Consider the following 20,860-nt stretch of genomic DNA (forward strand, 5'->3'; position numbering starts at 1 on the left):
AATTCGGTGGAGATCCGCCGCACTCAAGCTCTGTGCGACCGGTGGATGCTCGCGCGTGTCGTATGACCTGGGCTTGAACCCTAGTCAGATTTGTCGCCACCGGCCAGATTCTTCTTCGCGCCGGTCTTGAAATCGGTTTCGTACCAACCGCTGCCGCTGAGGCGAAAGCCTGGCATGGACAGCTGTTTCCTGAGCTCTGGTGCCTGACAGGCAGGGCAATCGACCAGCGGTGCATCACTGATCTTTTGAATGGCTTCCAACTGATGACCACAGGAAGCACATTGGTAATCGTACATCGGCATGGAGTTGTCTCGGCGATCAGATTGCCAGCTCCCGCAGGGCGGTGTGGCGAAAGAGCGGGATTATATCCATTAAATGCGGCCTGTGCAGCCGGAAGACTGCACGGGCCGCCCGGTCACTGGCACCCCCCGACGGTCACCGGGGCATCCCGCAGGCCGTGCACGACACACACCACCCGCACCAGACCGCTGAAGTTCTTCACGCCACCGTGACGCAAGTGCACCTCACGATCGACACGGGACAGCAAGGTGCCGACCGAACAGCAATTATCCTCGGCCATACGGCCCAGAATATTCCAGTAGACCTGCTCCAGCCGCATGCAGGTCGCAAACCCGTTCAAACGCACCGACCGGGCCAATGGCCGGATCAATGCCATGTCGAACTCTTCAAGAAACGGCGCCACGGCCCTGTCCTGCCGCGAGCCGATGATGATTCCGCTTCGCCTGTCTCCAACTTCCATATCGTTGACACTCCTTTGCCATCTCTGCTTGTTGCCAAGGCAACATCCTGTGACCTCATTAAAAGCGCAGGGACAAAGGCATGGCCAGACGACTTTTTGACCGTCCTCGTAGGATAAGCCAACAGAAAAGGGAGGATCATGGACCAGCGAAGTGCTTTCCTCGCATCCTACAAACGCGTGTGCTTTTTCCTCGCCAGGACGGGCGCACGGCCGACAATTCGTGTCCGTGCGCCACGGGCGATCAGGCTTCGAGCAGCGCCCTGAGCATCCACGCGGTTTTCTCGTGGACTTGCATGCGCTGGGTCAGAAGATCAGCCGTCGGCTCGTCACTGACCTTATCCAGCAGCGGGAAAATCCCCCGCGCCGTGCGAGTGACCGCCTCCTGGCCTTCGACCAGCTGTTTGATCATGTCTTCGGCACTCGGCACGCCCACCTCTTCTTTAATAGAGGAAAGACGCGCGTAAGTCGCATAGGCACCCGGCGCTGGGAAACCCAGGGCGCGGATGCGTTCGGCGATCGAATCCACGGCCAGTGCCAGTTCGTTGTATTGCTCCTCGAACATCAGGTGCAGGGTCCGGAACATCGGTCCGGTGACGTTCCAGTGGAAGTTGTGAGTCTTCAAATAGAGCACGTAGGTGTCCGACAGCAGACGCGACAGCCCTTCAACGATGGATTTGCGGTCTTCTTCACTGATACCGATATCGATTGCCATGCTTACCCCCTAACGGCGATTGAATTCATCCAGCAGGTGTCGGCTCACTGTAGCAAGGCCTCCCTCCCATGGCAGCCCCCGTATCGAACCGATAGAGGCGACAAATCGCCCCACGCGTTGCCGCTAGCCGGCGTGATTTGAGTAGCCGCAGGCTTTGCTGTTAAATAGGCAGTGTGTCGCTATGCCCTGTTTTCCGGGCGTTGCGCATAGGCTGATGCCGGGCACGTGTCCAACGCCTCTTATTGTTTCGAAGCGAACCGTGCGCCTTCAGCTCTTCCTTGTGAGCCGTCATAACGTGAGTCAATAAAAATGTTGAAAATCGTCCACCTGCTAATGGGCGCAGCGGCGTTGCTGCTGTCGTTCATACCTAGCTTGAAATCCGAAGCCGTTCCTTACCTGCAACAACCCGATGCACTTTACCTGGCCTTTTTCGGCCTGCTGAACCTGGTCATTGCCCCGGTGATCCCTTACTGGAACAAAGGCCCGCGCCAGCATCTGCAAAATCTGGTCAGCGCATTGCTGGTGCTGACCGTCGTCCTGCAAACCCTGACCCTGATCGCGCCGATGCCTGTCATCGCCGGCCAGCCAGCCGTGCTGTTCAGCCTGGTGATCGCCCTGGTCGCCGTGGTCCTGCACCTGGCCGTCAGCTTCTACAAATCCTCACCGGCCGCCGCCGCGCAAAGCTACGACATGAGCAACCGCGATACCGGCACCGTCAAGTGGTTCAACACCTCCAAGGGCTTCGGCTTTATCTCCCGGGATTCCGGCGATGATATTTTCGTGCACTTTCGCGCCATCCGTGGCGAAGGCCACCGCGTCCTGGTCGAAGGCCAGCGCGTGGAGTTCTCGGTAATGAACCGCGACAAAGGCCTGCAAGCCGAAGACGTGATCGCCGCCTTGCCGCGTCGCTGATCCAGAACGAAAAAACCGCGAACAGCCTGGCTGTTCGCGGTTTTTTATTGCCCTTGCAAAATGCGCAAACTCAGTAGTGCGGCGGCGGTGCGTCTTCTTCAAAGGATCCGAACTGGCCGACCATTTCTTCCTGACGCTTGAGCAGCGCGGCCATCTGCAACTGCAGACGCTCCACGACTCGCTGCTGCTCCACCAGCACATCGTTCAATGCCTGAATGGTGTCGTCCTGAAATGCCAGACGGCTTTCCAGTTCGGTAACGCGTTGTTCCAGGCTCATGATCAGCCCTCCAGAAACTTGAAATCTTCGTCCAGCACCAGACGCAGGCGCTCACGGATCGCGGCCACCTGTTCGGCGCTGTAAGGCTTGGCCGGGTGCTTGCCCCAGACCGGCGCCGGCCACGCAGCGTCATCACGTTTGCGCACGATCACATGCATGTGCATCTGGCTGACGACGTTACCCAGTGTGGCAACGTTCATCTTGTCGGCATCGAACGAGTCCTTGAGCACCTCCGCCAGGGCCGTGGTTTCCTGCCACAGACGCTGCTGATCGGCGACATCCAATTGAAACAACTCGCTGATATCGTCGCGACGAGGCACCAGGATGAACCACGGGTAGTTGGCGTCGTTGGACAGCAGCAACCGGCAGAGCGGGAAGTCGCCGATGGTCAGCGTGTCCTGTTGAAGGCGTGAATCTAAAGCAAACACTGGGTGTACTCCCGGCTGATTGACAATATTCAGCTTAGTGGACCTGCCCGGTGGAAGGCGCACTAAACGACAGGACGGCAGCATACCTTCGAATGCCCTGCCCTTCACGATGAAGCGGCGCCCCGCCATGGAACATTTCTGGCGATCACGCACCAGCACGAGACCCGCCGTGCCAGACAGCACGCCGAAATGACCATGACTCACTACCGCGTTCAGGGTCATGACAGGGCTCAAGTGTTTGAATTCAGTACAGCCGGGAAAATTATTTGCACCAAAACCGTACAGCGGGTCTACGCTCAATGGCTCGGGCATCCGCCAAATACTCACTGACAGGGTGAACCGGTAACGTTTTTGGTTGTCATGCGCAAAATCGGGCCTGGCAACACCAAGCGAGGAAGCGCGTCAACCCTGATCAAAAAGGGGCGCGCGAGCCCGCATTTACAAGGTTTTTACAGCCACAAGCGGGGCCCGGGAAAAATAACCGCATCAATTTTGCGGTTTGTGCACGCTTGTTGCATTCGTACTCATATGGGCTATGAGCCCGCCACGGGAAGTGGTGGTTCAAACCCCGAAAAAAACAGTGGCAGGGTTGCCCGATGGAGATTCAAGTGTTTTGCCAGGGACTCTTTTTTACCGATGCAAAAAGGCCCAGAAACAGCGATAAAGTTGTCAGCCCGACTGCGTGGGTACTGTGAATTTGCGACATCGACCAAGCCATTTGCGACAGCGTCGTAAAGAACATGAAAGGTTGTATGTGCAAGTATCGCCAACATTGTCGGCGTGATATAAGTTTGCGCCGACACAAAAAGAAAGAGCCGCCCAGATAATAAAACAGGTGGGACGGCAGTACTCTTCTAAAACCAAAGGAGCAAATCACGATGCGCGTGATGAAGTGGAGCATGATCGCACTGGCCGTTACAGCAGCCAGTACTCAGTTGGCTACGGCCGCACCGTTTGTTAGTGATCAATCTGAAGCCAAAGGCTTTGTTGAAGACGCAAAACTGACCGAGACGTTGAAGAACTACTACTTCAACCGCGACAACAAGAATGGCGGCCACGACCAGAAAGACTGGACCCAGGGCTTCCTCGGCAACTTCAGCTCCGGTTATACCCAAGGCACCGTCGGCGTCGGTGTCGATGCATTCGGTTACCTGGCCATCAAACTGGATGGCGGCGATGGCACCACCGGCACAGGCAACATGAGCCGCAGCGACGTCGTCAAGGCCAACGGTTACGCTCACGACGTTGACAACAGCCAAGGCAAAGCCGGCGCTGCCATCAAGTTCCGCATTTCCAAGACCGAGCTGAAAATCGGCGACCAACAGCCAAGCACTGCTCCAGTGTTCGCTGTCGGCGGCTCCCGTATCATTCCGCAAACGGCCAGTGGCTTCCAGCTGCAGAGCAGCGAAGTCAAAGACCTTGACCTCGAAGCCGGTCACTTCTACTCGGCGACCAGCCAGGACAAGAACGCCCGTGATGGCGGCCTGTTCGCGAACTATGCCGGCGTAGAAGCCAAAACCATCGACTACTTCGGCGGCAAGTACGGCATCACCGAAAACCTGAGCGCATCGCTCTACGGTGCCAAGCTGGAAGACGTCTGGAACCAGTACTACGCGAACGTGAACCTCACCACTCCATTCGGTGGTGACACTTCGTTGAACACTGACTTCAACATCTATCGCACCACCGACACCGGTGACAAGCTGGCTGGCGACATCAGCAACACTGCCTTCTCCCTGGCAACTGCGCTGTCGTTCCTGAAAGCACACACCTTCACCCTGGCCTTCCAGAAGGTCAACGGTGACACTCCGTTCGACTACGTCGGCGTGGGCAAGAACAACCGTGGCGGCGACTCGATCTTCCTCGCCAACTCCATCCAGTACTCTGACTTCAACGGCCCAGGCGAGAAATCCCTGCAAGCTCGTTACGACCTGAAAATGGCTGAGTACGGCGTTCCTGGCCTGAGCTTCATGGTTCGTTACGTTAAAGGTTGGGATATCGACGGTACCGGTCTGGCTGCAAACAGCCAATACCGCACCAGCACTGGCGCACCGCTGTACGGTGAAGACGGCAAACACCACGAAACCAACTTCGAAGCCAAATACGTAGTTCAGTCTGGCCCTGCGAAAGATCTGTCCTTCCGCATTCGTCAAGCCTGGCACACCGCCAACGCCGACCAAGGCGAAGGCGACGTTAAAGAGTTCCGTCTGATCACCGAGTACCCACTGAACATCTTGTAATCGTCAGTGGTTAGTTTGGTAGCATAAAAAAGGCCCATCTTCGGATGGGCCTTTTTGTTATCTGTCACTTGTAATAAATGCCTGACCAACAAGTCAGGCATTTAATTAGCAACCTATCATTAAACCGCCGATTCCTGAACCACACGAATCACTCGTTGTGGAAACGGAATATCAATACCGGCAGTCTTCAAACGATCACGGGACTGTTCGTTAAACATGAACATCACATCCCAGTAGTCTGCCGTCTTGACCCAGACACGCAACGAAACAGTGATCGAACTATCACCCAGCGTCGAAATGACAGCCTGAGGCGCCGGATCCTGCAGAACGCGATCATCTTTAGCCAGATCCAACAGCACCTGACGGGCCTTTTGCAGATCGGCTTCGTAATCGACACCCACATCGAACACAACCTTGCGGGTTGGCTGACGGTTGGTGTTGGTAATGATGCCATTCGACAGATTGCCGTTCGGCACGATGATGGTCTTGTTATCGCCGGTACGCAGTACGGTGTGGAAAATCTGGATGCTGTCGACAGTACCTGCCACACCCTGAGCTTCGATCCAGTCGCCGATGCGGAAAGGACGGAACAGCAGAATCAGCACGCCGCCAGCGAAGTTCGCCAGGCTGCCCTGCAACGCCAGGCCGATGGCCAGGCCGGCCGCACCGATCGCCGCCACGAACGAAGTGGTTTCGACGCCGATCATCGACGCCACGCTGACGATCAACAGCACCTTGAGAATGATGTTGGCCAGGCTGCTGATGAAACCCTGCAGCGCCAGGTCGGCATTGCGCAGGGCCAGCAAGCCACCGAGCTTTTGCGTGACCTTGTTGATCAGCCACCAGCCGATCGCCAGGGTAATCACCGCCAGCAGCACACGGCTGCCGTATTCCATGATCATCGGAATCCACGCCTGGGACGCCTTGACCAGGTTGTCTACCTCAGCATTCAAATCCATCTTTTATCTCCTGATTGCCGGCTTCCCGGGCTGAAAAAATCAGCGGCAGAACGATCGGGCCTGTGGGGGCTCAATCGTTTCTGCCGCTGCTTGGCCCTCGGACGCTGAAAACGCCGAGAGGTTCCCGACTCGGATGGCTCAGTCGCGGAAGTTGTTGAATTGCAGTGGCATGCCGAATTCCTTGGCACGCAGGGCAGCGATGGCTTCCTGCAGATCGTCACGCTTCTTGCCGGTCACACGTACCTGCTCGCCCTGAATGGCAGCCTGTACCTTGAGCTTGGCTTCCTTGATATGGCCGACGATCTTCTTCGCCAGTTCCTTGTCGATGCCTTCCTTGAGAACGGCGTCCTGCTTCATCAGCTTGCCCGAGGCGAAGGAGTCTTTGACCTCGAGGCACTGCACGTCGATCTTGCGCTTGACCAGGGCCAGCTTGAGGATCTCGATCATCGCTTCCAGCTGGAAATCGGCTTCAGCGGTCAGGTGGACGGTCAGGTCCTTTTCCTTGAATTCGAAGCTGCCCTTGCCTTTCAGGTCATAACGACGATCGAGTTCCTTCACGGCGTTCTCGACCGCGTTGGTGAGTTCGTGTTTGTCCAGTTCGGATACCACGTCGAACGACGGCATGTAATCTCTCCAATAAAAAGGCGCGCTCGTTCAGGACGCGGCGCGCTTGGCTTGCGGTTAAAATCGGGCTCATTATAACGGGTCTTTTCCCACCGACACGGCGAGCCTTGCATGCCTGTACCTTACCGAGTGAAAAACTGATGTCCACCCCCTGGCACATCCTCGGCGCCGGAAGTCTCGGCACCCTCTGGGCCACGCGCCTGGCCCGGGCCGGATTGCCGGTCCGGCTGATCCTGCGCGACATCGACCGCTTGCATGACTATGCAACGACGGGCGGCCTGACCTTGGTGGAACAAGGCGTGGCCAGCAGTTATGCCATCCCCGGAGAAACCCCGGACAGTCCCGGACCGATCCGTCGCCTGCTGGTGGCGTGCAAGGCCTACGATGCCGAAAGCGCCGTGGCCAGCGTCGCTCATCGTCTGGCGCCGGACGCCGAACTGATTCTTTTGCAAAACGGCCTCGGCAGCCAGGAAGCGGTCGCCGCACAAGTCCCGCAGGCCCGCTGCATCAGCGCCTCCAGCACCGAAGGCGCGTTTCGCGACGGCGACTGGCGCGTGGTGTTCGCCGGCCACGGTTACACCTGGCTCGGCGATGCCGGTCATCCCGTGGCACCGTTCTGGCTGGATGATCTTGAAGCGGCAAAGATTCCTCATGAATGGAGCGCGGACATCCTCACCCGACTGTGGCGAAAACTGGCGCTCAACTGTGCGATCAATCCACTGACGGTGTTGCACGACTGCCGCAACGGCGGATTGCAGGAACACCATTGCGAAGTCGCCACTCTGTGCGCCGAACTGACCGAGTTGCTGGAGCGTTGCGGCCAGCCCGCGGCGGCAGACAACCTGCAACAGGAAGTCGAACGGGTGATTTCGGCCACCGCCGCCAATTTCTCCTCCATGTATCAGGACGTGGCCAACAAGCGCCGCACCGAAATCAGCTATCTGTTGGGACATGCCTGCAAGGCTGCGCAGCGGCATCAGCTCAACCTGCCGCATCTGCAACAATTGCAGCAACGGCTGACAGCCCATCTGCACAGTCTCGGATTGCCCGTGGACTGAGCAGCGGCTACGCTGCCCACTTGTTCCTTTGTTGCGATAAGCCCGATGCCATTGCGCCAGCGCCTCGAAAACCTGCCGGTCGGCCAGAAACTGCTGGCCGCCCTGCTGGTGCTGTTGACCACCGTGTTACTGGTCGCCAACCTGACCTTCATCAGCGCGGCCTATTACATTTCCCAGGAAAGCATGGCGCCCCAGGCGCTGCAGACCATTGGCCGTCTGGTGGCGAACCCGAGCCTGATTGCCGAAGCCCTGCAATCACCGCAGAGCGCCGAACGCCTGCTAAAGGAGCTCGACAGCTACTCGCCACTGCGGGCCGCCGCCCTGTATGACGGCAAGGGCGACCGCATCGCTCAGGTGCAACGCGGCGACAAACTCAATCTGCCGGAACGCTACCGACACATCGAAGCCTGGCAACTCACCGAGTTTCGCAGCAATCAACTAATCACCCTTCCCCGCCCCGGCACCGCGCCGGGTCATCTGTTGCTGGTGGCCAGCAGTGAATTGCCGATGGCGTTCTACACCGGCACCCTGACGGCGAGTCTGGGAATCCTGATTTTCAGCGTCCTGCTGTGGCTGGTGATTGCCCGGCAGATCAAGCGCCTGATCACCCGGCCGATCCACGAGCTCGAAGAACTGTCCCGCCAGGTCACTCGCGAGGAGAACTACGCCCTGCGCGCCTCGCGCGGCAACCACGACGAAATCGGCAGCCTCGCCGAGGCCTTCAACACCATGCTTTCACGCATCGAGGCCCGGGAGCAGCAGCTCAAGCGTGCCCGCGATGACTCGCAAGCCGCCTACGATCAGGCACAGGGGCTGGCCGAAGAAACCCGCCACACCAACCGCAAGCTGGAGCTGGAAGTCCAGGTGCGCAGCAAGATCGAGAAGAAGCTCACGGGTTTCCAGAATTACCTCAACAGCATCATCGACTCCATGCCCTCGGCGCTGATCGCCCTCGACGAGCAGCTCTACGTCACGCAGTGGAACCAGGAGGCAAGCGCCCTCTCGGGAACCCGGCTGGACGAAGCGCTGAATCAGCCGATCTTCCTCGCGTTCGAACCGCTCAAGCCGTTCCTGCCGCAGCTCAAGCAGACCGTCGAACAACATACCGTGGCGAAAATCGAGCGGGTGACCTGGTTCAAGGACGACGAGCCCAAGCATTACGCCCTGACCTTCTACCCGCTGATGGGCGGTGCCGGACGTGGCGTGGTGATCCGGATCGACGACATCACCCAGCGTCTGTCGCTGGAAGACATGATGGTGCAGTCGGAAAAAATGCTCTCGGTCGGCGGCCTCGCGGCCGGCATGGCTCACGAAATCAACAACCCGCTGGGGGCGATTCTGCATAACGTTCAGAACATTCGCCGGCGTCTGTCGCCCGACCTGCCGAAAAACCTCGAACAGGCCGAACAACTGGGCATCGAACTGGAAACCGTGAACCGTTACCTGCAAGGCCGGGAAGTCCCGCAACTGCTCGACGGCATTCAGCAGGCCGGGGCCCGAGCGGCAAAAATCGTCACTCACATGCTCAGTTTCAGCCGCCGCAGCACCCGGCAGATGGCGCCGTGCGACCTGCCGGCGCTGATCGATCAGGCCGTGGAGATCGCCGGCAACGACTTCGACCTGGCCATCGGCTTCGACTTCAAGGGTCAGGCGATCATCCGTCAGTTCGACCCGGCGCTGGGACCGGTTCCGGGCACTGCCAACGAACTGGAACAAGTGCTGCTCAACCTGCTGAAAAACGCTGCGCAGGCGATCCATTTGCGCGAAGACGACAGCGAGCCGGGTCGGATTATTCTGCGCACGAAGCTCAATCCGCCGTGGGCGGAGATTCAGGTCGAGGACAACGGCATCGGCATGAGCGAGAACGTGCGCAAACGCACCTTCGAGCCGTTCTTCACCACCAAGGAAATCGGCCAGGGCACGGGGCTCGGACTGTCGGTGTCGTACTTCATCATCACCAACAATCACAAAGGGCAGATGGAAGTGCAGTCGGCACCGGGGCAAGGCACCTGCTTCACCCTGCGCCTGCCGCTCGCGCAACCGGCACCCATCGCCGCCGAAACCAATCAACTACCGAGGTAAACCATGGGCTTTCGCTTGTCGAAGATCTACACCCGCACCGGCGACAAAGGCGAAACCGGCCTCGGCGATGGTCGCCGCGTCCCCAAGGACCATCCGCGCATCGAGGCCATTGGCGAGGTCGACACCCTGAACAGTCAGGTCGGCGTGTTGCTGGCCGGGTTGGGCGCCGAACGCGAAAACTGCCCGGGACTGAATGAATTGATCGACGTATTGGCGCCCTGCCAACACCGATTGTTCGATCTCGGTGGCGAGCTGGCGATGCCGGAATATCAGGCGCTGAACGCAGCAGAAATCGAACGGCTGGAAGCCGCCATCGATGTCTGGAACGAGGAATTGGGGCCGCTGGAGAATTTCATTCTACCCGGTGGTTCGATGCTGATTGCCCAGGCCCATGTCTGTCGCAGCCTGGCGCGAAGTGCCGAGCGGCGTTGTCAGCATTTGAATGGGATCGAACCATTGGCCGGGGTTGGCCTGGCTTACATCAATCGCTTGTCTGATTTGTTGTTTGTAGCGGCGAGGCTGATTGCGCGGCGCCAGGGCATTGCAGAAATCCTCTGGCAGCCGGCGGCAAAACCCGAAAGCTGATCACTCCCACGCGTGGCGCGGGAGTGATCGGATACCCATTCAGGCCTCAGGCCAGAACGCCCGAATCCCCGCCACACCCTGAGCCCCGGCATTCCACGCTTTCTCGCGCTCGGCCGGACCAACACCGCCCAGCAGAAACACCGGCTTGCTGAAGCCTTCGATCAGTGTCGAAGCCTGCTCCCAGCCCAACGGCTGCGCATCCGGGTGAGTCAGAGTCGGCTGCACCGGCGACAGGGTGACGAAATCCACGCCCATCTGCTCGGCCAGCGCCAGCTCTTCAGCATTGTGGCAGGACGCCGCCAGCCAGCGCTCCGCCGGTAGCGGACGCCCGGCTGCCGCGTACTTGCGCAGTTGCGCCGAGGTGATGTGCCAACCGGCGGACGGGAAGTCCCCCAGCCACTCGAACGGGCCCTTGATCATCAACTGCGCCTTGCCGGCACACAGGCCGACCGCGTCCACCGCCAGATCGCGGTATTTCGGGTCATAGCCATTGGGCGCACGCAGCTGGATCAGTTTGATGCCACCGGCAATCGCCTTCTGAATGCCGCGCAACAAGGCCGGGGCTTCCAGATCTTCCGGGGTGATCAGGTATTCAGCAGGCAGACGCGCCGCCGCGACGATCGGCTGGTTCGCCGCCGGGAACTCGTAGCTCGTCAGTTCCTTCGCCGACACCCAGGCCAACGGTTGACCTTCGGCGCCGTGAGGTTCGCCGGTGAAGCTCGAGACTTCCCAGACATCCAGCAACACCTGTTTGTCCGGATAATCGTGGCGCACCTTGATCAGCGGGCGGGCGGCGCCGACGACAATGCCCAGCTCTTCGTGCAGCTCACGGGCCAGCGCGGTTTCCACCGACTCGTCGGCTTCGACCTTGCCACCGGGAAATTCCCAGAGACCGCCCTGATGCTGGGTATCGGCCCGGCGGGCGATCAGAATCTTGCCGCTGTCGTCACGAATGACGGCGGCGGCGACGTGTACGCGTTTCACGACTGCAATTCCTCCAGTCCGGCCTTTTGCCAGGCCTTGAAGGCCGGCCATTGGTAGACGGTTTCAACATAGGCTTCATCATCGGCCGGCAGTTTCACCTGATAGGTACGCAGACGTACGGCAATCGGTGCGAAAAACGCATCGGCCAGTGACACGCGACCAAACAGGAACGGCCCGGCCTCGGTCGCCACGGCGCGGCATTCAGCCCACAGCGCGAGCATACGCTCGACATCGACCTTCACCTCTGGTGGCACCGGGTTGAGCGGTGCGTCGTGGCTCAGGTTGAACGGCATGTGATTGCGCATGGCGAAGAAACCGCTGTGCATCTGCGCGCACGCAGAACGTGCCTGAGCGCGGGCCGCGATATCAGTCGGCCAGAGCTGCTCGGAAGGAAACTGTTCGGCCAGGTATTCGGCAATCGCCAGGGAGTCGGCGATGGTGCCCCGTGCGGTGGTCAGCAACGGCACCTTGCCGGTGGACGAATGCTTGAGCAGGCGCTCGCGGGTGTCGGGCTTGCCGAGCTTGATCAGCTCTTCGGTGTAGGGCGCGCCGGTCAGCTCAAGCGCCAGTGCCGCGCGCAGGGACCAGGAGGAAAGCAGTTTGTCGCCGATGATCAGGTGAAGGCTCATGTTCGGGTCCTTTCATGGGACAGAAGAAAAGGAGGTCCGCAGACCTCCCTCTTCGGCAGGGATCAGGTGCGGTATTCGGCGTTGATCTTCACGTACTCGTGGGACAGGTCGGTGGTCCAGATGGTTTCGCTGCAATCGCCGCGACCCAGCTCGATACGGATGGTGATTTCTTCCTGCTGCATCACCGCCGAGCCCTGGGCTTCGGTGTAGGTCGCAGCGCGGGCGCCACGGCTGGCGATGCACACTTCGCCGAGGAATACGTCGATCTTGCTCACGTCCAGATCCGGCACGCCGGCACGGCCGACAGCGGCGAGGATGCGGCCCCAGTTCGGGTCGGAGGCGAACAGTGCAGTCTTGATCAGCGGCGAGTGGGCCACGGTGTAGCCGACGTCCAGGCACTCCTGGTGATTGCCGCCGCCGTTGACTTCAACGGTCACGAACTTGGTCGCGCCTTCGCCGTCACGCACGATGGCCTGGGCCACGTCCATGCACACTTCGAACACGGCCTGCTTCAGCTTGGCGAACAGCTCGCCTTCGGCACGGGTGATTTCCGGCAGCGCAGCCTTGCCGGTGGCGATCAGCATGCAGCAGTCGTTGGTCGAGGTGTCGCCGTCGATGGTGATGCGGTTGAACGACTTGTTGGCGCCGTCCAGCATCAGGTTGTGCAGCACGTCGCGGGAGACTTTGGCGTCGGTGGCGATGTAGCCGAGCATGGTCGCCATGTTCGGACGGATCATGCCCGCGCCCTTGCTGATCCCGGTGACGGTGATGGTCACGCCGTCATGCTGGAACTGACGGCTGGCACCCTTTGGCAAGGTGTCGGTGGTCATGATGCCGGTGGCGGCGGCTTCCCAGTTGTTTTCCGACAGGTCGTCCAGCGCGGCCTGCAAGGCTCCTTCGATCTTCTCGACCGGCAGCGGCTCGCCGATCACACCGGTGGAGTACGGAAGGATCTGGCTGGCATCCACGCCGGTCAGTTCAGCCAGTCTGGCGGTGGTGCGCTCGGCGGCGGCCAGGCCCGGCTCGCCGGTGCCGGCGTTGGCATTGCCGGTGTTGGTCAGCAGGTAGCGCACAGCGTTCTGCACGCGCTTCTTGGCCAGGATCACCGGCGCTGCACAGAAAGCGTTCAACGTGAACACGCCCGCCACGGTCGAACCTTCGGCGCAACGCATCACGACGACATCCTTGCGCCCAGGGCGCTTGATGCCGGCCGAAGCGATACCGAGTTCAAAACCGGCAACCGGGTGCAACGTTGGCAAAGGACCAAGACCAACAGCCATGAATGCGCTCCTTACTCAATGATGTCAGCACCGCCAAGCGTAGTGGCGGTGGTGTAAATGGCAAAACGCCGCGACGGCTGGTGCCGGTCGCGGCGCGGGTATTTCAGCGATTGAAACGGGGGTTTACTGGATCTGCCCGTGGCAATGCTTGAATTTCTTGCCCGAACCGCAGTAGCACAGTTCGTTGCGGCCCAGCTTCTGCTCGTTGCGAACCGGTGCGGTGGCCAGGGCCACATCGACCTCTTCACCGACCAGTGCTTCCGGCTGCTCCAGACCCGGGGCTTCGGCGTGTTCGAACTGCATGCGAGCGGCCAGTGCCTCGGCTTCCTGACGCAGACGCGCCTCTTCCTCGGCCGGATCTTCGCGGCGAACCTGAACGTGCGACAGCACACGGATCGAATCGCGCTTGATCGAATCCAGCAGCTCGGAGAACAGCGTGAAGGACTCGCGCTTGTATTCCTGCTTCGGGTTCTTCTGCGCATAACCACGCAGGTGGATGCCGTGACGCAGGTGATCCATGGTCGACAGGTGGTCTTTCCACAGGTCGTCCAGCACGCGCAGCACGATTTGCTTCTCGAAGGAGCGCAGTGCGTCGGCACCGGCCTGGTCTTCTTTCTCGTTATACGCGGCGATCAGCTCGTTCATCAGCTTCTCGCGCAGGGTTTCTTCGTACAGGTGATCGTCTTCGTCGAGCCATTGCTGGATCGGCAGCTTCACGCCGAAGTCGCTGGCAATCGCGGCTTCCAGACCGGCCACGTCCCACTGCTCAGGCAGCGATTGTGGCGGAATGTGTGCGCTGACGGTGGCGTTCAGGACGTCCTGACGGAAGTCGGCGATGGTTTCGCCGATGTTGTCCGCGGCCAGCAACGTGTTGCGCATGTGATAGATCACTTTACGCTGCTCGTTGTTGACGTCGTCGAACTCCAGCAGTTGTTTACGGATGTCGAAGTTGCGACCTTCAACCTTGCGCTGGGCCTTCTCGATGGCGTTGGTCACCATGCGGTGCTCGATCGCTTCGCCAGGCTGCATGCCCAGGGCCTTCATGAAATTCTTCACCCGGTCGGAGGCGAAGATGCGCATCAGACTGTCTTCCAGCGACAGGTAGAAGCGGCTGGAACCGGCGTCGCCCTGACGGCCGGCACGGCCACGCAGCTGGTTGTCGATACGACGGGATTCGTGACGCTCGGACGCGATTACCTGCAGACCGCCGGACTCCAGCACTTGCTGGTGACGCTTCTGCCAGTCAGCCTTGATCTGCGCGATCTGCTCAGGGGTCGGGTTTTCCAGCGACGCGACTTCAACTTCCCAGTTGCCGCCCAACAGAATGTCGGTACCACGACCGGCCATGTTGGTGGCGATGGTCAGGGCGCCCGGACGACCGGCCTGTGCAATGATTTCAGCTTCTTTTTCGTGGAACTTGGCGTTCAGAACCTTGTGTTCGATGCCTTCCTTCACGAGCAATGCGGACATGTGCTCGGAAGTTTCGATGGTCGCAGTACCCACCAGCACCGGACGGCCGGCAGCCATGCTTTCCTTGATGTCGTTGACGATCGCCGCGTATTTCTCTTCGGCGGTCAGGAACACCAGGTCGTTGTAGTCCTTTCGGGCCAACGGCTTGTTGGTCGGGATCACGATGACCGGCAGGTTGTAGATCTGGTGGAACTCGAACGCTTCGGTGTCCGCAGTACCGGTCATGCCGGACAGTTTTTCGTACAGACGGAAGTAGTTCTGGAACGTGGTCGAGGCCAGGGTCTGGCTTTCGGCCTGGATGTTCAGGTTTTCCTTGGCTTCGATGGCCTGGTGCAGGCCTTCGGACAGACGACGACCCGGCATGGTACGACCGGTGTGTTCGTCGACCAATACGACCTGACCGTCCTGTACGATGTATTCGACGTTGCGGTTGAACAGCTTGTGCGCACGCAGGCCGGCATAGACGTGAGTCAGCAGGCTCAGGTTGTGCGCCGAGTACAGGCTCTCGCCTTCGGCCAGCAGACCGATGCTGGTCAGCTGGTCTTCGATGAACTGGTGACCGGCTTCGTTGAGTTCGACCTGACGAGTCTTCTCGTCGACGGTGAAGTGACCTTCCTGGGTGACTTCGCCTTCGACTTCTTCAACGTGCAGCTTGAGTTTCGGGATCAGCTTGTTGATCTCGATGTACAGCTTGGAGCTGTCCTCGGCCTGACCGGAAATGATCAGCGGGGTACGCGCTTCGTCGATGAGGATGGAGTCGACTTCGTCGATCACGGCAAAGTTGAGTTCGCGCTGGAATTTCTCTTCCATGCTGAACGCCATGTTGTCGCGCAGGTAGTCGAAGCCGAATTCGTTGTTGGTGCCGTAAGTGATGTCGGCGGCGTAGGCGGCGCGCTTCTCTTCCGGCGGCTGGAACGGCGTCACGATGCCGACGGTCAGGCCGAGGAATTCGTACAGCGGACGCATCCAGTTGGCGTCACGGCGGGCCAGGTAGTCGTTCACGGTCACAACGTGCACGCCCTTGCCGGACAGTGCGTTGAGGTAAACGCCCAGGGTACCCACCAGGGTCTTGCCTTCACCGGTACGCATTTCGGCGATCCGGCCTTCATGCAGCGTCATGCCGCCGATCAGCTGGACGTCGAAATGGCGCATGCCCATGACGCGCTTGCCGGCTTCGCGGGCGACCGCAAAGGCTTCCGGCAACAGCTTGTCGAGGGTCTCCCCCTTGGCAATGCGGTCCTTGAACTCTGCGGTCTTGGCGCGCAGTTGATCGTCCGAGAGGGCGACCATCTTCTCTTCGAAGGCATTGACGAGCTGCACCGTCTTGAGCATGCGTTTGACTTCACGCTCGTTCTTGCTTCCAAAAAGTTTCTTTAACAAAGGCGCAAACATATCGGCAGGATCTTCCACACTAAAGGGATGGAGGGCGGCCCCGTGAGTCGCCCGTGCAGCCCTCATGGCCGCATGCGAACGAGCATTCTACCCGGAAACGGTGGTGAGGAAAGTGGCGATATTCCACGATGCTGGCACTGCGCTTTGACGGGGCTCACTTAAAATAGGGGCGTTTTGCTCAACTTCAAGCCGTAGGCGGCAGAAGTTAGTCGTTGATTTAATGGGCAAAGCAGGGACAAAAGCAATGGGCGAGTGAAATGGGGCCCATCTGCTACCATGGCGCCTTTGCAACTTCAGGTGTTGGATCATGGCATTTCGCCCTCTTACAGCCAGAGCGCCCGCCGTTCTGCTACGCGAAGCCAGGCCGTTGAAAGCCATCCTCGGCCATGCTCAACGCCTGGCCCATCTGCAGCGTCTGCTCGACAGCCAGCTGCAACCCGCCGCCCGCGAGCACTGCCATGTGGCCAAGTGGCGCGAAGGCGAACTGTCGCTGGTGGTCACCGACGGTCATTGGGCCACGCGCCTGCGCTATCAGCAAAAACGCCTGCTGCGGCAATTGCAGATGTTCGACGAGTTCGCCGGTCTGACGCGGATCAAGTTCTCGGTGCGACCACCTGTCACTCAGCCAAGAGCAACCGGGCACACGATGGATCTGTCGACGGATGCCGCAGCAACCATTCAATCCACCGCCGACGGGATCAGCGATCCGAGCCTGCGGGCGGCGCTGGAGCGTCTGGCAGCGCACGCCAAGGCCAAATCCTGACCCTGGCGCGCCTGCCCAGGTCCTAGCGGCGCTTGCTGCCACCGAGCAACGACCCCATCAATCCCCGCACCAACTGCCGGCCCAACTGGTTCGCCGCCTGACGCATCGCCGACTTCAACGCCTGCCCCGCCGCTGTCCCGAGGAATTCTCCGGCCTTGTCCGCCAGACTCGGCTCTTCAGGCGCCGGTTTGCCAGGTAACGCCTCGGCTTCAGGCCCCAGATTCTTGCGCCCGGTGAGGATTTCATAAGCCGACTCGCGGTCGATCGGCTTGTCATAACGCCCCTTGAACGGTGACCCGGCAATCAGCATCGTGCGCTCGGTCTCGGTCAACGGCCCGATCCGCGATTGCGGCGGCGCCACCAGCACGCGCTGGACCATTTCCGGCGTACCCTTTTCCTGCAAGGTGCCGACCAGCGCCTCGCCAATCCCGAGTTCGGTCAACACCGACAACGTATCGAACGCCGGATTCGGCCGGAAACCATCCGCCACCGCCCGCAAGGATTTCTGCTCCTTGGCGGTGAACGCCCGCAAACCGTGCTGCACCCGCAGACCCAGCTGAGCCAGCACGTTGTCCGGCAGATCGCCCGGCGATTGAGTGACGAAATACACCCCGACGCCCTTGGAGCGGATCAGCCGCACCACTTGTTCCAGACGTTCCTGCAAGGCCTTGGGCGTATCGCCGAACAACAAGTGCGCTTCGTCGAAGAACAGCGCCAGCAATGGTTTGTCGGCATCGCCCCGCTCCGGCAGTTGCTCGAACAGCTCGGCGAGCAACCAGAGCAGGAATGTCGCGTAGACCTTCGGCGCCTCATGCACCAGACGACTGGCATCGAGCAAATGAATCCGCCCGCGACCGTCGGCGGCCGGTTGCAGGATGTCTTCCAGTTGCAGTGCCGGTTCGCCGAACAAGGCTTCGGCGCCCTGCTGCTCAAGGACCGCCAGACGGCGCAACAGCGCCTGACTGGAGCCGGTGGTGAACAGCGCCGCGTCCTCGCCGAGCAGCTGCGGGTTGTCCTTGAGGTGATTGAGCAGTGCTTTCAGGTCCTTCAGATCCAGCAGCAACAGCCCTTCACGGTCCGCGACCTTGAACGCTGCGTATAACGCCGACTGCTGGCTGTCGGTCAGTTCCAGCAAGGCACCGATCAATAACGGTCCCATTTCACTCAGGGTGGTGCGCAACGGATGACCGGACTCCCCGTGAATGTCCCACAAGGTCACGGGATAGGCCTGAGGCTGGTAATTGAGCCACGGCATCCCGGCGATGCGCTCCGCGACTTTGCCCTGAGGATTGCCGGCAGCGCCGAGACCGCACAGGTCGCCCTTGATGTCAGCGGCGAACACCGCGACCCCGGCGTCGCTGAAGGCTTCGGCCAGACGCTGCAAAGTAACGGTCTTGCCGGTGCCGGTCGCCCCGGCCACCAATCCGTGACGGTTGGCCAGGCGCATCGCCTGGGCGATCGGTTGCCCGGCGAGGTCGGCGCCGATAACGAGTTGCGAGGAGTCAGGCATTTGGTCACCCAATAGTTAATCTTTGTCGAGCATGGCCGATAGAGAGGAGTGAGAGACCCGATCAAAAGTCCGGTCTGAGATTTCCCTAAGGAGAGACGGAAATATCAGTGAGCTTTCACCCCTGCCCATATTGCGCGCCTTTATAAAAGCACGCCCTGGACATTAAGACCTTAGCGGAACCCCAAGCCATGAACAAAAATCTACGCTTCAGCCATAAAATCTTGCTTGCCGCCGCCCTCATCGTCATTGCCGCCTTCGCCTCGTTCACGCTGTACAACGACTGGCTGCAACGCAATGCAATCCGCGACGACCTGAACAACTACCTCAACGAGATGGGCGAGGTCACTGCCGACAACATCCAGACCTGGCTCAGCGGGCGCATCCTGCTGATCGAGAACGCGGCGCAGAACATTGCGATCAACCCCGAGCCGGCCGCCGTCGCCAGCCTGCTGGAACAGAAAGCCCTGACGTCGACCTTCATGGCGTCCTACCTCGGCGACGCCACCGGGCACTTCACCATCCGTCCGGATGCGAAGATGCCGGACGGTTTCGATCCGCGGGTCCGCCCTTGGTATAAAGGTGCCGAAAGCAGCAGTACTTCGACTCTGACCGAACCGTACATCGACGCGGCCACCGGCCAGACCATCATTTCCATCGCCACCGCCGCGAAAAAGGCCGGCCAGAGCGTCGGCGTGGTGGGCGGTGACCTGAGCCTGCAAACCCTGATCGACACCCTCAGTGCCCGGGACTTCTCCGGCATGGGCTACGCATTCCTGGTCAGCGCCGACGGCAAGATCCTGGTGCACCCGGACAAGGCCCTGGTGATGAAATCGCTCAAGGAAGCCTATCCGCAGGACACTCCGCGCATCAGCAGCGATTTCAGTGAAATCTCTGTCGACGGCAAAACCCGCATCGTCACCTTCGCCCCGATCAAGGGCCTGCCGTCGGTGAACTGGTACATCGGCCTGTCGGTGGACAAGGACAAAGCCTTCTCGATGCTCAGCCAGTTCCGCACCTCGGCGGTGATCGCGACCGTGATTGCCGTGGCCATCATCATCGCCCTGCTCGGCATGCTGATCCGCATCCTGATTCAACCGCTGCACGTCATGACCCGCGCCATGGAAGACATCGCCGACGGCGAAGGCGACCTGACCAAGCGTCTGACCATCCAGAACCAGGACGAATTCGGCGTACTGGGCACGGCATTCAACCGCTTCGTCGAGCGGATTCACGGTTCGATCCGCGAAGTGTCGTCCGCCACCGGGCAAGTCAACGAAGTCGCCCTGCGTGTGGTCGCGGCCTCAAACTCGTCGATGTACAACTCCGACCAGCAGGCCTCGCGCACCAACAGCGTGGCCGCCGCGATCAACCAGCTCGGCGCTGCCGCTCAGGAAATCGCCCGCAACGCTGCGCAAGCCTCGACCCAGGCCAGCGACGCCCGTGGCCTGGCCGAAGACGGCCAGCAAGTGGTGGATCGCAGCATCAAGGCGATGAATCAGTTGTCGAGCATGCTCAGCGCGTCGAGCAGCAACATCGAATCGCTGAACAGCAAGACCGTGAACATCGGCCAGATTCTGGAAGTGATCACCAGCATTTCCCAGCAGACCAACCTGCTGGCGCTCAACGCCGCCATCGAAGCGGCGCGGGCCGGTGAAGCCGGTCGCGGTTTTGCGGTGGTGGCGGATGAGGTGCGCAACCTCGCCCACCGCACCCAGGAATCGGCACAGCAGGTGCAGACCATGATCGAGGAGCTGCAAGTCGGCGCCCGCGAATCGGTCAGCACCATGAGCGACAGCCAGCGCCACAGCCAGGACAGCGTGGAGATCGCCAACCTCGCCGGCGAGCGCCTGAACAGCGTGACCCAGCGCATCGGCGAGATCGACGGGATGAACCAGTCGGTGGCCACCGCGACCGAGGAACAGACTGCCGTGGTCGAGTCGATCAACGTCGATATCACCGAGATCAACACGCTGAACCAGGAAGGCGTCGAGAACCTGCAGGCGACCTTGCGTGCCTGTTCCGATCTTGAGCAACAGGCTTCGCGGCTGAAGCAACTGGTCGGCAGCTTCCGTATTTAAGCCCTCCCCCGATTGTCTTCGCGGGTCAGCCCGCGAAGACATCTCACCTGCCGCAAAACCTCCCCCACCGCACATCCCGACCGAACATCTATTCTGGAGTAAGGTCAACACGGGACA

General features: G+C 60.3%; 19 protein-coding genes and 1 pseudogene. 8 read left to right on the forward strand and 12 right to left on the reverse strand.

Translation table 11 applies throughout. From position 1 onward, the window contains the following. Window positions 1-80: 80 nt before the first annotated feature. The 3 genes from M5B98_RS09520 to M5B98_RS09530 form a co-directional block, all read right to left on the reverse strand. Window positions 81-302 (reverse strand): FmdB family zinc ribbon protein, encoded by a 222-nt coding sequence (locus M5B98_RS09520; RefSeq protein ID WP_065258528.1) that lies wholly within the window; start codon window positions 300-302, stop codon window positions 81-83. 113 nt (window positions 303-415) lie between these two features. After that, window positions 416-760 carry a ribbon-helix-helix domain-containing protein gene (locus M5B98_RS09525; RefSeq protein WP_248742554.1) on the reverse strand — a complete coding sequence of 115 codons (345 nt, stop codon included), beginning with the start codon at window positions 758-760 and terminating at the stop codon, window positions 416-418. Between the two features lie 241 nt (window positions 761-1,001). Then, on the reverse strand, window positions 1,002-1,472 hold the full coding sequence (locus M5B98_RS09530; RefSeq protein WP_039766007.1) for a Dps family protein: 471 nt from the start codon (window positions 1,470-1,472) through the stop codon (window positions 1,002-1,004). Window positions 1,473-1,781: 309 nt separating this feature from the next. On the opposite strand from M5B98_RS09530, the gene M5B98_RS28725 reads away from it, so the two are divergent. Next, a complete protein-coding gene (locus M5B98_RS28725) occupies window positions 1,782-2,384 on the forward strand; it encodes a cold-shock protein (RefSeq protein WP_114885073.1) in 603 nt (200 codons plus the stop codon). A 70-nt stretch (window positions 2,385-2,454) separates the two neighbouring features. Here M5B98_RS28725 and M5B98_RS09540 read toward each other — a convergent pair whose 3' ends face one another. After that, a complete protein-coding gene (locus M5B98_RS09540) occupies window positions 2,455-2,661 on the reverse strand; it encodes a SlyX family protein (protein WP_248742555.1) in 207 nt (68 codons plus the stop codon). A gap of 2 nt (window positions 2,662-2,663) precedes the next feature. Continuing rightward, window positions 2,664-3,089 carry an HIT family protein gene (locus tag M5B98_RS09545; RefSeq protein WP_085709617.1) on the reverse strand — a complete coding sequence of 142 codons (426 nt, stop codon included), beginning with the start codon at window positions 3,087-3,089 and terminating at the stop codon, window positions 2,664-2,666. An 878-nt stretch (window positions 3,090-3,967) separates the two neighbouring features. Between M5B98_RS09545 and M5B98_RS09550 the strand changes: the two genes are divergently transcribed. Further along, window positions 3,968-5,329: an OprD family porin gene (locus M5B98_RS09550; RefSeq protein WP_248742556.1), complete on the forward strand. Its 1,362-nt coding sequence runs from the start codon at window positions 3,968-3,970 to the stop codon at window positions 5,327-5,329. A gap of 119 nt (window positions 5,330-5,448) precedes the next feature. Here the strand turns inward: M5B98_RS09550 and M5B98_RS09555 are convergent, their stop codons facing one another. Together M5B98_RS09555 and M5B98_RS09560 are read right to left on the reverse strand one after the other, a co-directional pair. Then, window positions 5,449-6,288 carry a mechanosensitive ion channel family protein gene (locus tag M5B98_RS09555; protein WP_007951217.1) on the reverse strand — a complete coding sequence of 280 codons (840 nt, stop codon included), beginning with the start codon at window positions 6,286-6,288 and terminating at the stop codon, window positions 5,449-5,451. 138 nt (window positions 6,289-6,426) lie between these two features. Further along, a complete protein-coding gene (locus tag M5B98_RS09560) occupies window positions 6,427-6,912 on the reverse strand; it encodes a YajQ family cyclic di-GMP-binding protein (protein ID WP_007951218.1) in 486 nt (161 codons plus the stop codon). Window positions 6,913-7,052: 140 nt separating this feature from the next. Between M5B98_RS09560 and M5B98_RS09565 the strand changes: the two genes are divergently transcribed. Genes M5B98_RS09565 through M5B98_RS09575 form a run of 3 tightly spaced genes read left to right on the forward strand, consistent with a single transcriptional unit; the run spans window position 7,053 to window position 10,637 of the window. Continuing rightward, a complete protein-coding gene (locus tag M5B98_RS09565; protein WP_248742557.1) occupies window positions 7,053-7,970 on the forward strand; it encodes a putative 2-dehydropantoate 2-reductase in 918 nt (305 codons plus the stop codon). 45 nt (window positions 7,971-8,015) lie between these two features. Further along, window positions 8,016-10,052 carry an ATP-binding protein gene (locus tag M5B98_RS09570; protein ID WP_134827891.1) on the forward strand — a complete coding sequence of 679 codons (2,037 nt, stop codon included), beginning with the start codon at window positions 8,016-8,018 and terminating at the stop codon, window positions 10,050-10,052. Window positions 10,053-10,055: 3 nt separating this feature from the next. Next, a complete protein-coding gene (locus tag M5B98_RS09575) occupies window positions 10,056-10,637 on the forward strand; it encodes a cob(I)yrinic acid a,c-diamide adenosyltransferase (protein ID WP_248742558.1) in 582 nt (193 codons plus the stop codon). Between the two features lie 39 nt (window positions 10,638-10,676). Here the strand turns inward: M5B98_RS09575 and M5B98_RS09580 are convergent, their stop codons facing one another. The 4 genes from M5B98_RS09580 to secA all read right to left on the reverse strand — a co-directional run bounded on the left by M5B98_RS09580 (window position 10,677) and on the right by secA (window position 16,392). Further along, complete coding sequence (locus M5B98_RS09580) at window positions 10,677-11,621, reverse strand: Nudix family hydrolase (protein ID WP_248742559.1); 945 nt, start codon at window positions 11,619-11,621, stop codon at window positions 10,677-10,679. Next, a complete protein-coding gene (locus M5B98_RS09585; protein WP_248742560.1) occupies window positions 11,618-12,250 on the reverse strand; it encodes a glutathione S-transferase family protein in 633 nt (210 codons plus the stop codon). Before M5B98_RS09585 ends, M5B98_RS09580 begins: the two co-directional genes overlap by 4 nt. A gap of 62 nt (window positions 12,251-12,312) precedes the next feature. Then, window positions 12,313-13,530 carry a bifunctional glutamate N-acetyltransferase/amino-acid acetyltransferase ArgJ gene (gene argJ / locus M5B98_RS09590; protein WP_085709610.1) on the reverse strand — a complete coding sequence of 406 codons (1,218 nt, stop codon included), beginning with the start codon at window positions 13,528-13,530 and terminating at the stop codon, window positions 12,313-12,315. Between the two features lie 123 nt (window positions 13,531-13,653). Next, on the reverse strand, window positions 13,654-16,392 hold the full coding sequence (secA, locus tag M5B98_RS09595; protein ID WP_085709609.1) for a preprotein translocase subunit SecA: 2,739 nt from the start codon (window positions 16,390-16,392) through the stop codon (window positions 13,654-13,656). A 307-nt stretch (window positions 16,393-16,699) separates the two neighbouring features. Here secA and M5B98_RS09600 point away from each other — a divergent pair, with 307 nt between their 5' ends. Beyond that, window positions 16,700-17,155 (forward strand): DUF721 domain-containing protein, encoded by a 456-nt coding sequence (locus M5B98_RS09600; RefSeq protein WP_248742561.1) that lies wholly within the window; start codon window positions 16,700-16,702, stop codon window positions 17,153-17,155. Between the two features lie 22 nt (window positions 17,156-17,177). Here the strand turns inward: M5B98_RS09600 and M5B98_RS09605 are convergent, their stop codons facing one another. Then, on the reverse strand, window positions 17,178-18,665 hold the full coding sequence (locus M5B98_RS09605; protein ID WP_248742562.1) for a helicase HerA-like domain-containing protein: 1,488 nt from the start codon (window positions 18,663-18,665) through the stop codon (window positions 17,178-17,180). A gap of 188 nt (window positions 18,666-18,853) precedes the next feature. On the opposite strand from M5B98_RS09605, the pseudogene M5B98_RS28805 reads away from it, so the two are divergent. Together M5B98_RS28805 and M5B98_RS28810 are read left to right on the forward strand one after the other, a co-directional pair. Further along, window positions 18,854-19,885: pseudogene (locus tag M5B98_RS28805) on the forward strand (cache domain-containing protein); the annotation flags it as partial. A 93-nt stretch (window positions 19,886-19,978) separates the two neighbouring features. Next, window positions 19,979-20,743 carry a methyl-accepting chemotaxis protein gene (locus M5B98_RS28810; protein ID WP_371320922.1) on the forward strand — a complete coding sequence of 255 codons (765 nt, stop codon included), beginning with the start codon at window positions 19,979-19,981 and terminating at the stop codon, window positions 20,741-20,743. Window positions 20,744-20,860: the final 117 nt, after the last annotated feature.

It is taken from the genome of Pseudomonas sp. MWU12-3088, assembly GCF_023242405.1.
Taxonomy (GTDB): Bacteria; Pseudomonadota; Gammaproteobacteria; order Pseudomonadales; family Pseudomonadaceae; genus Aquipseudomonas; species Aquipseudomonas kribbensis.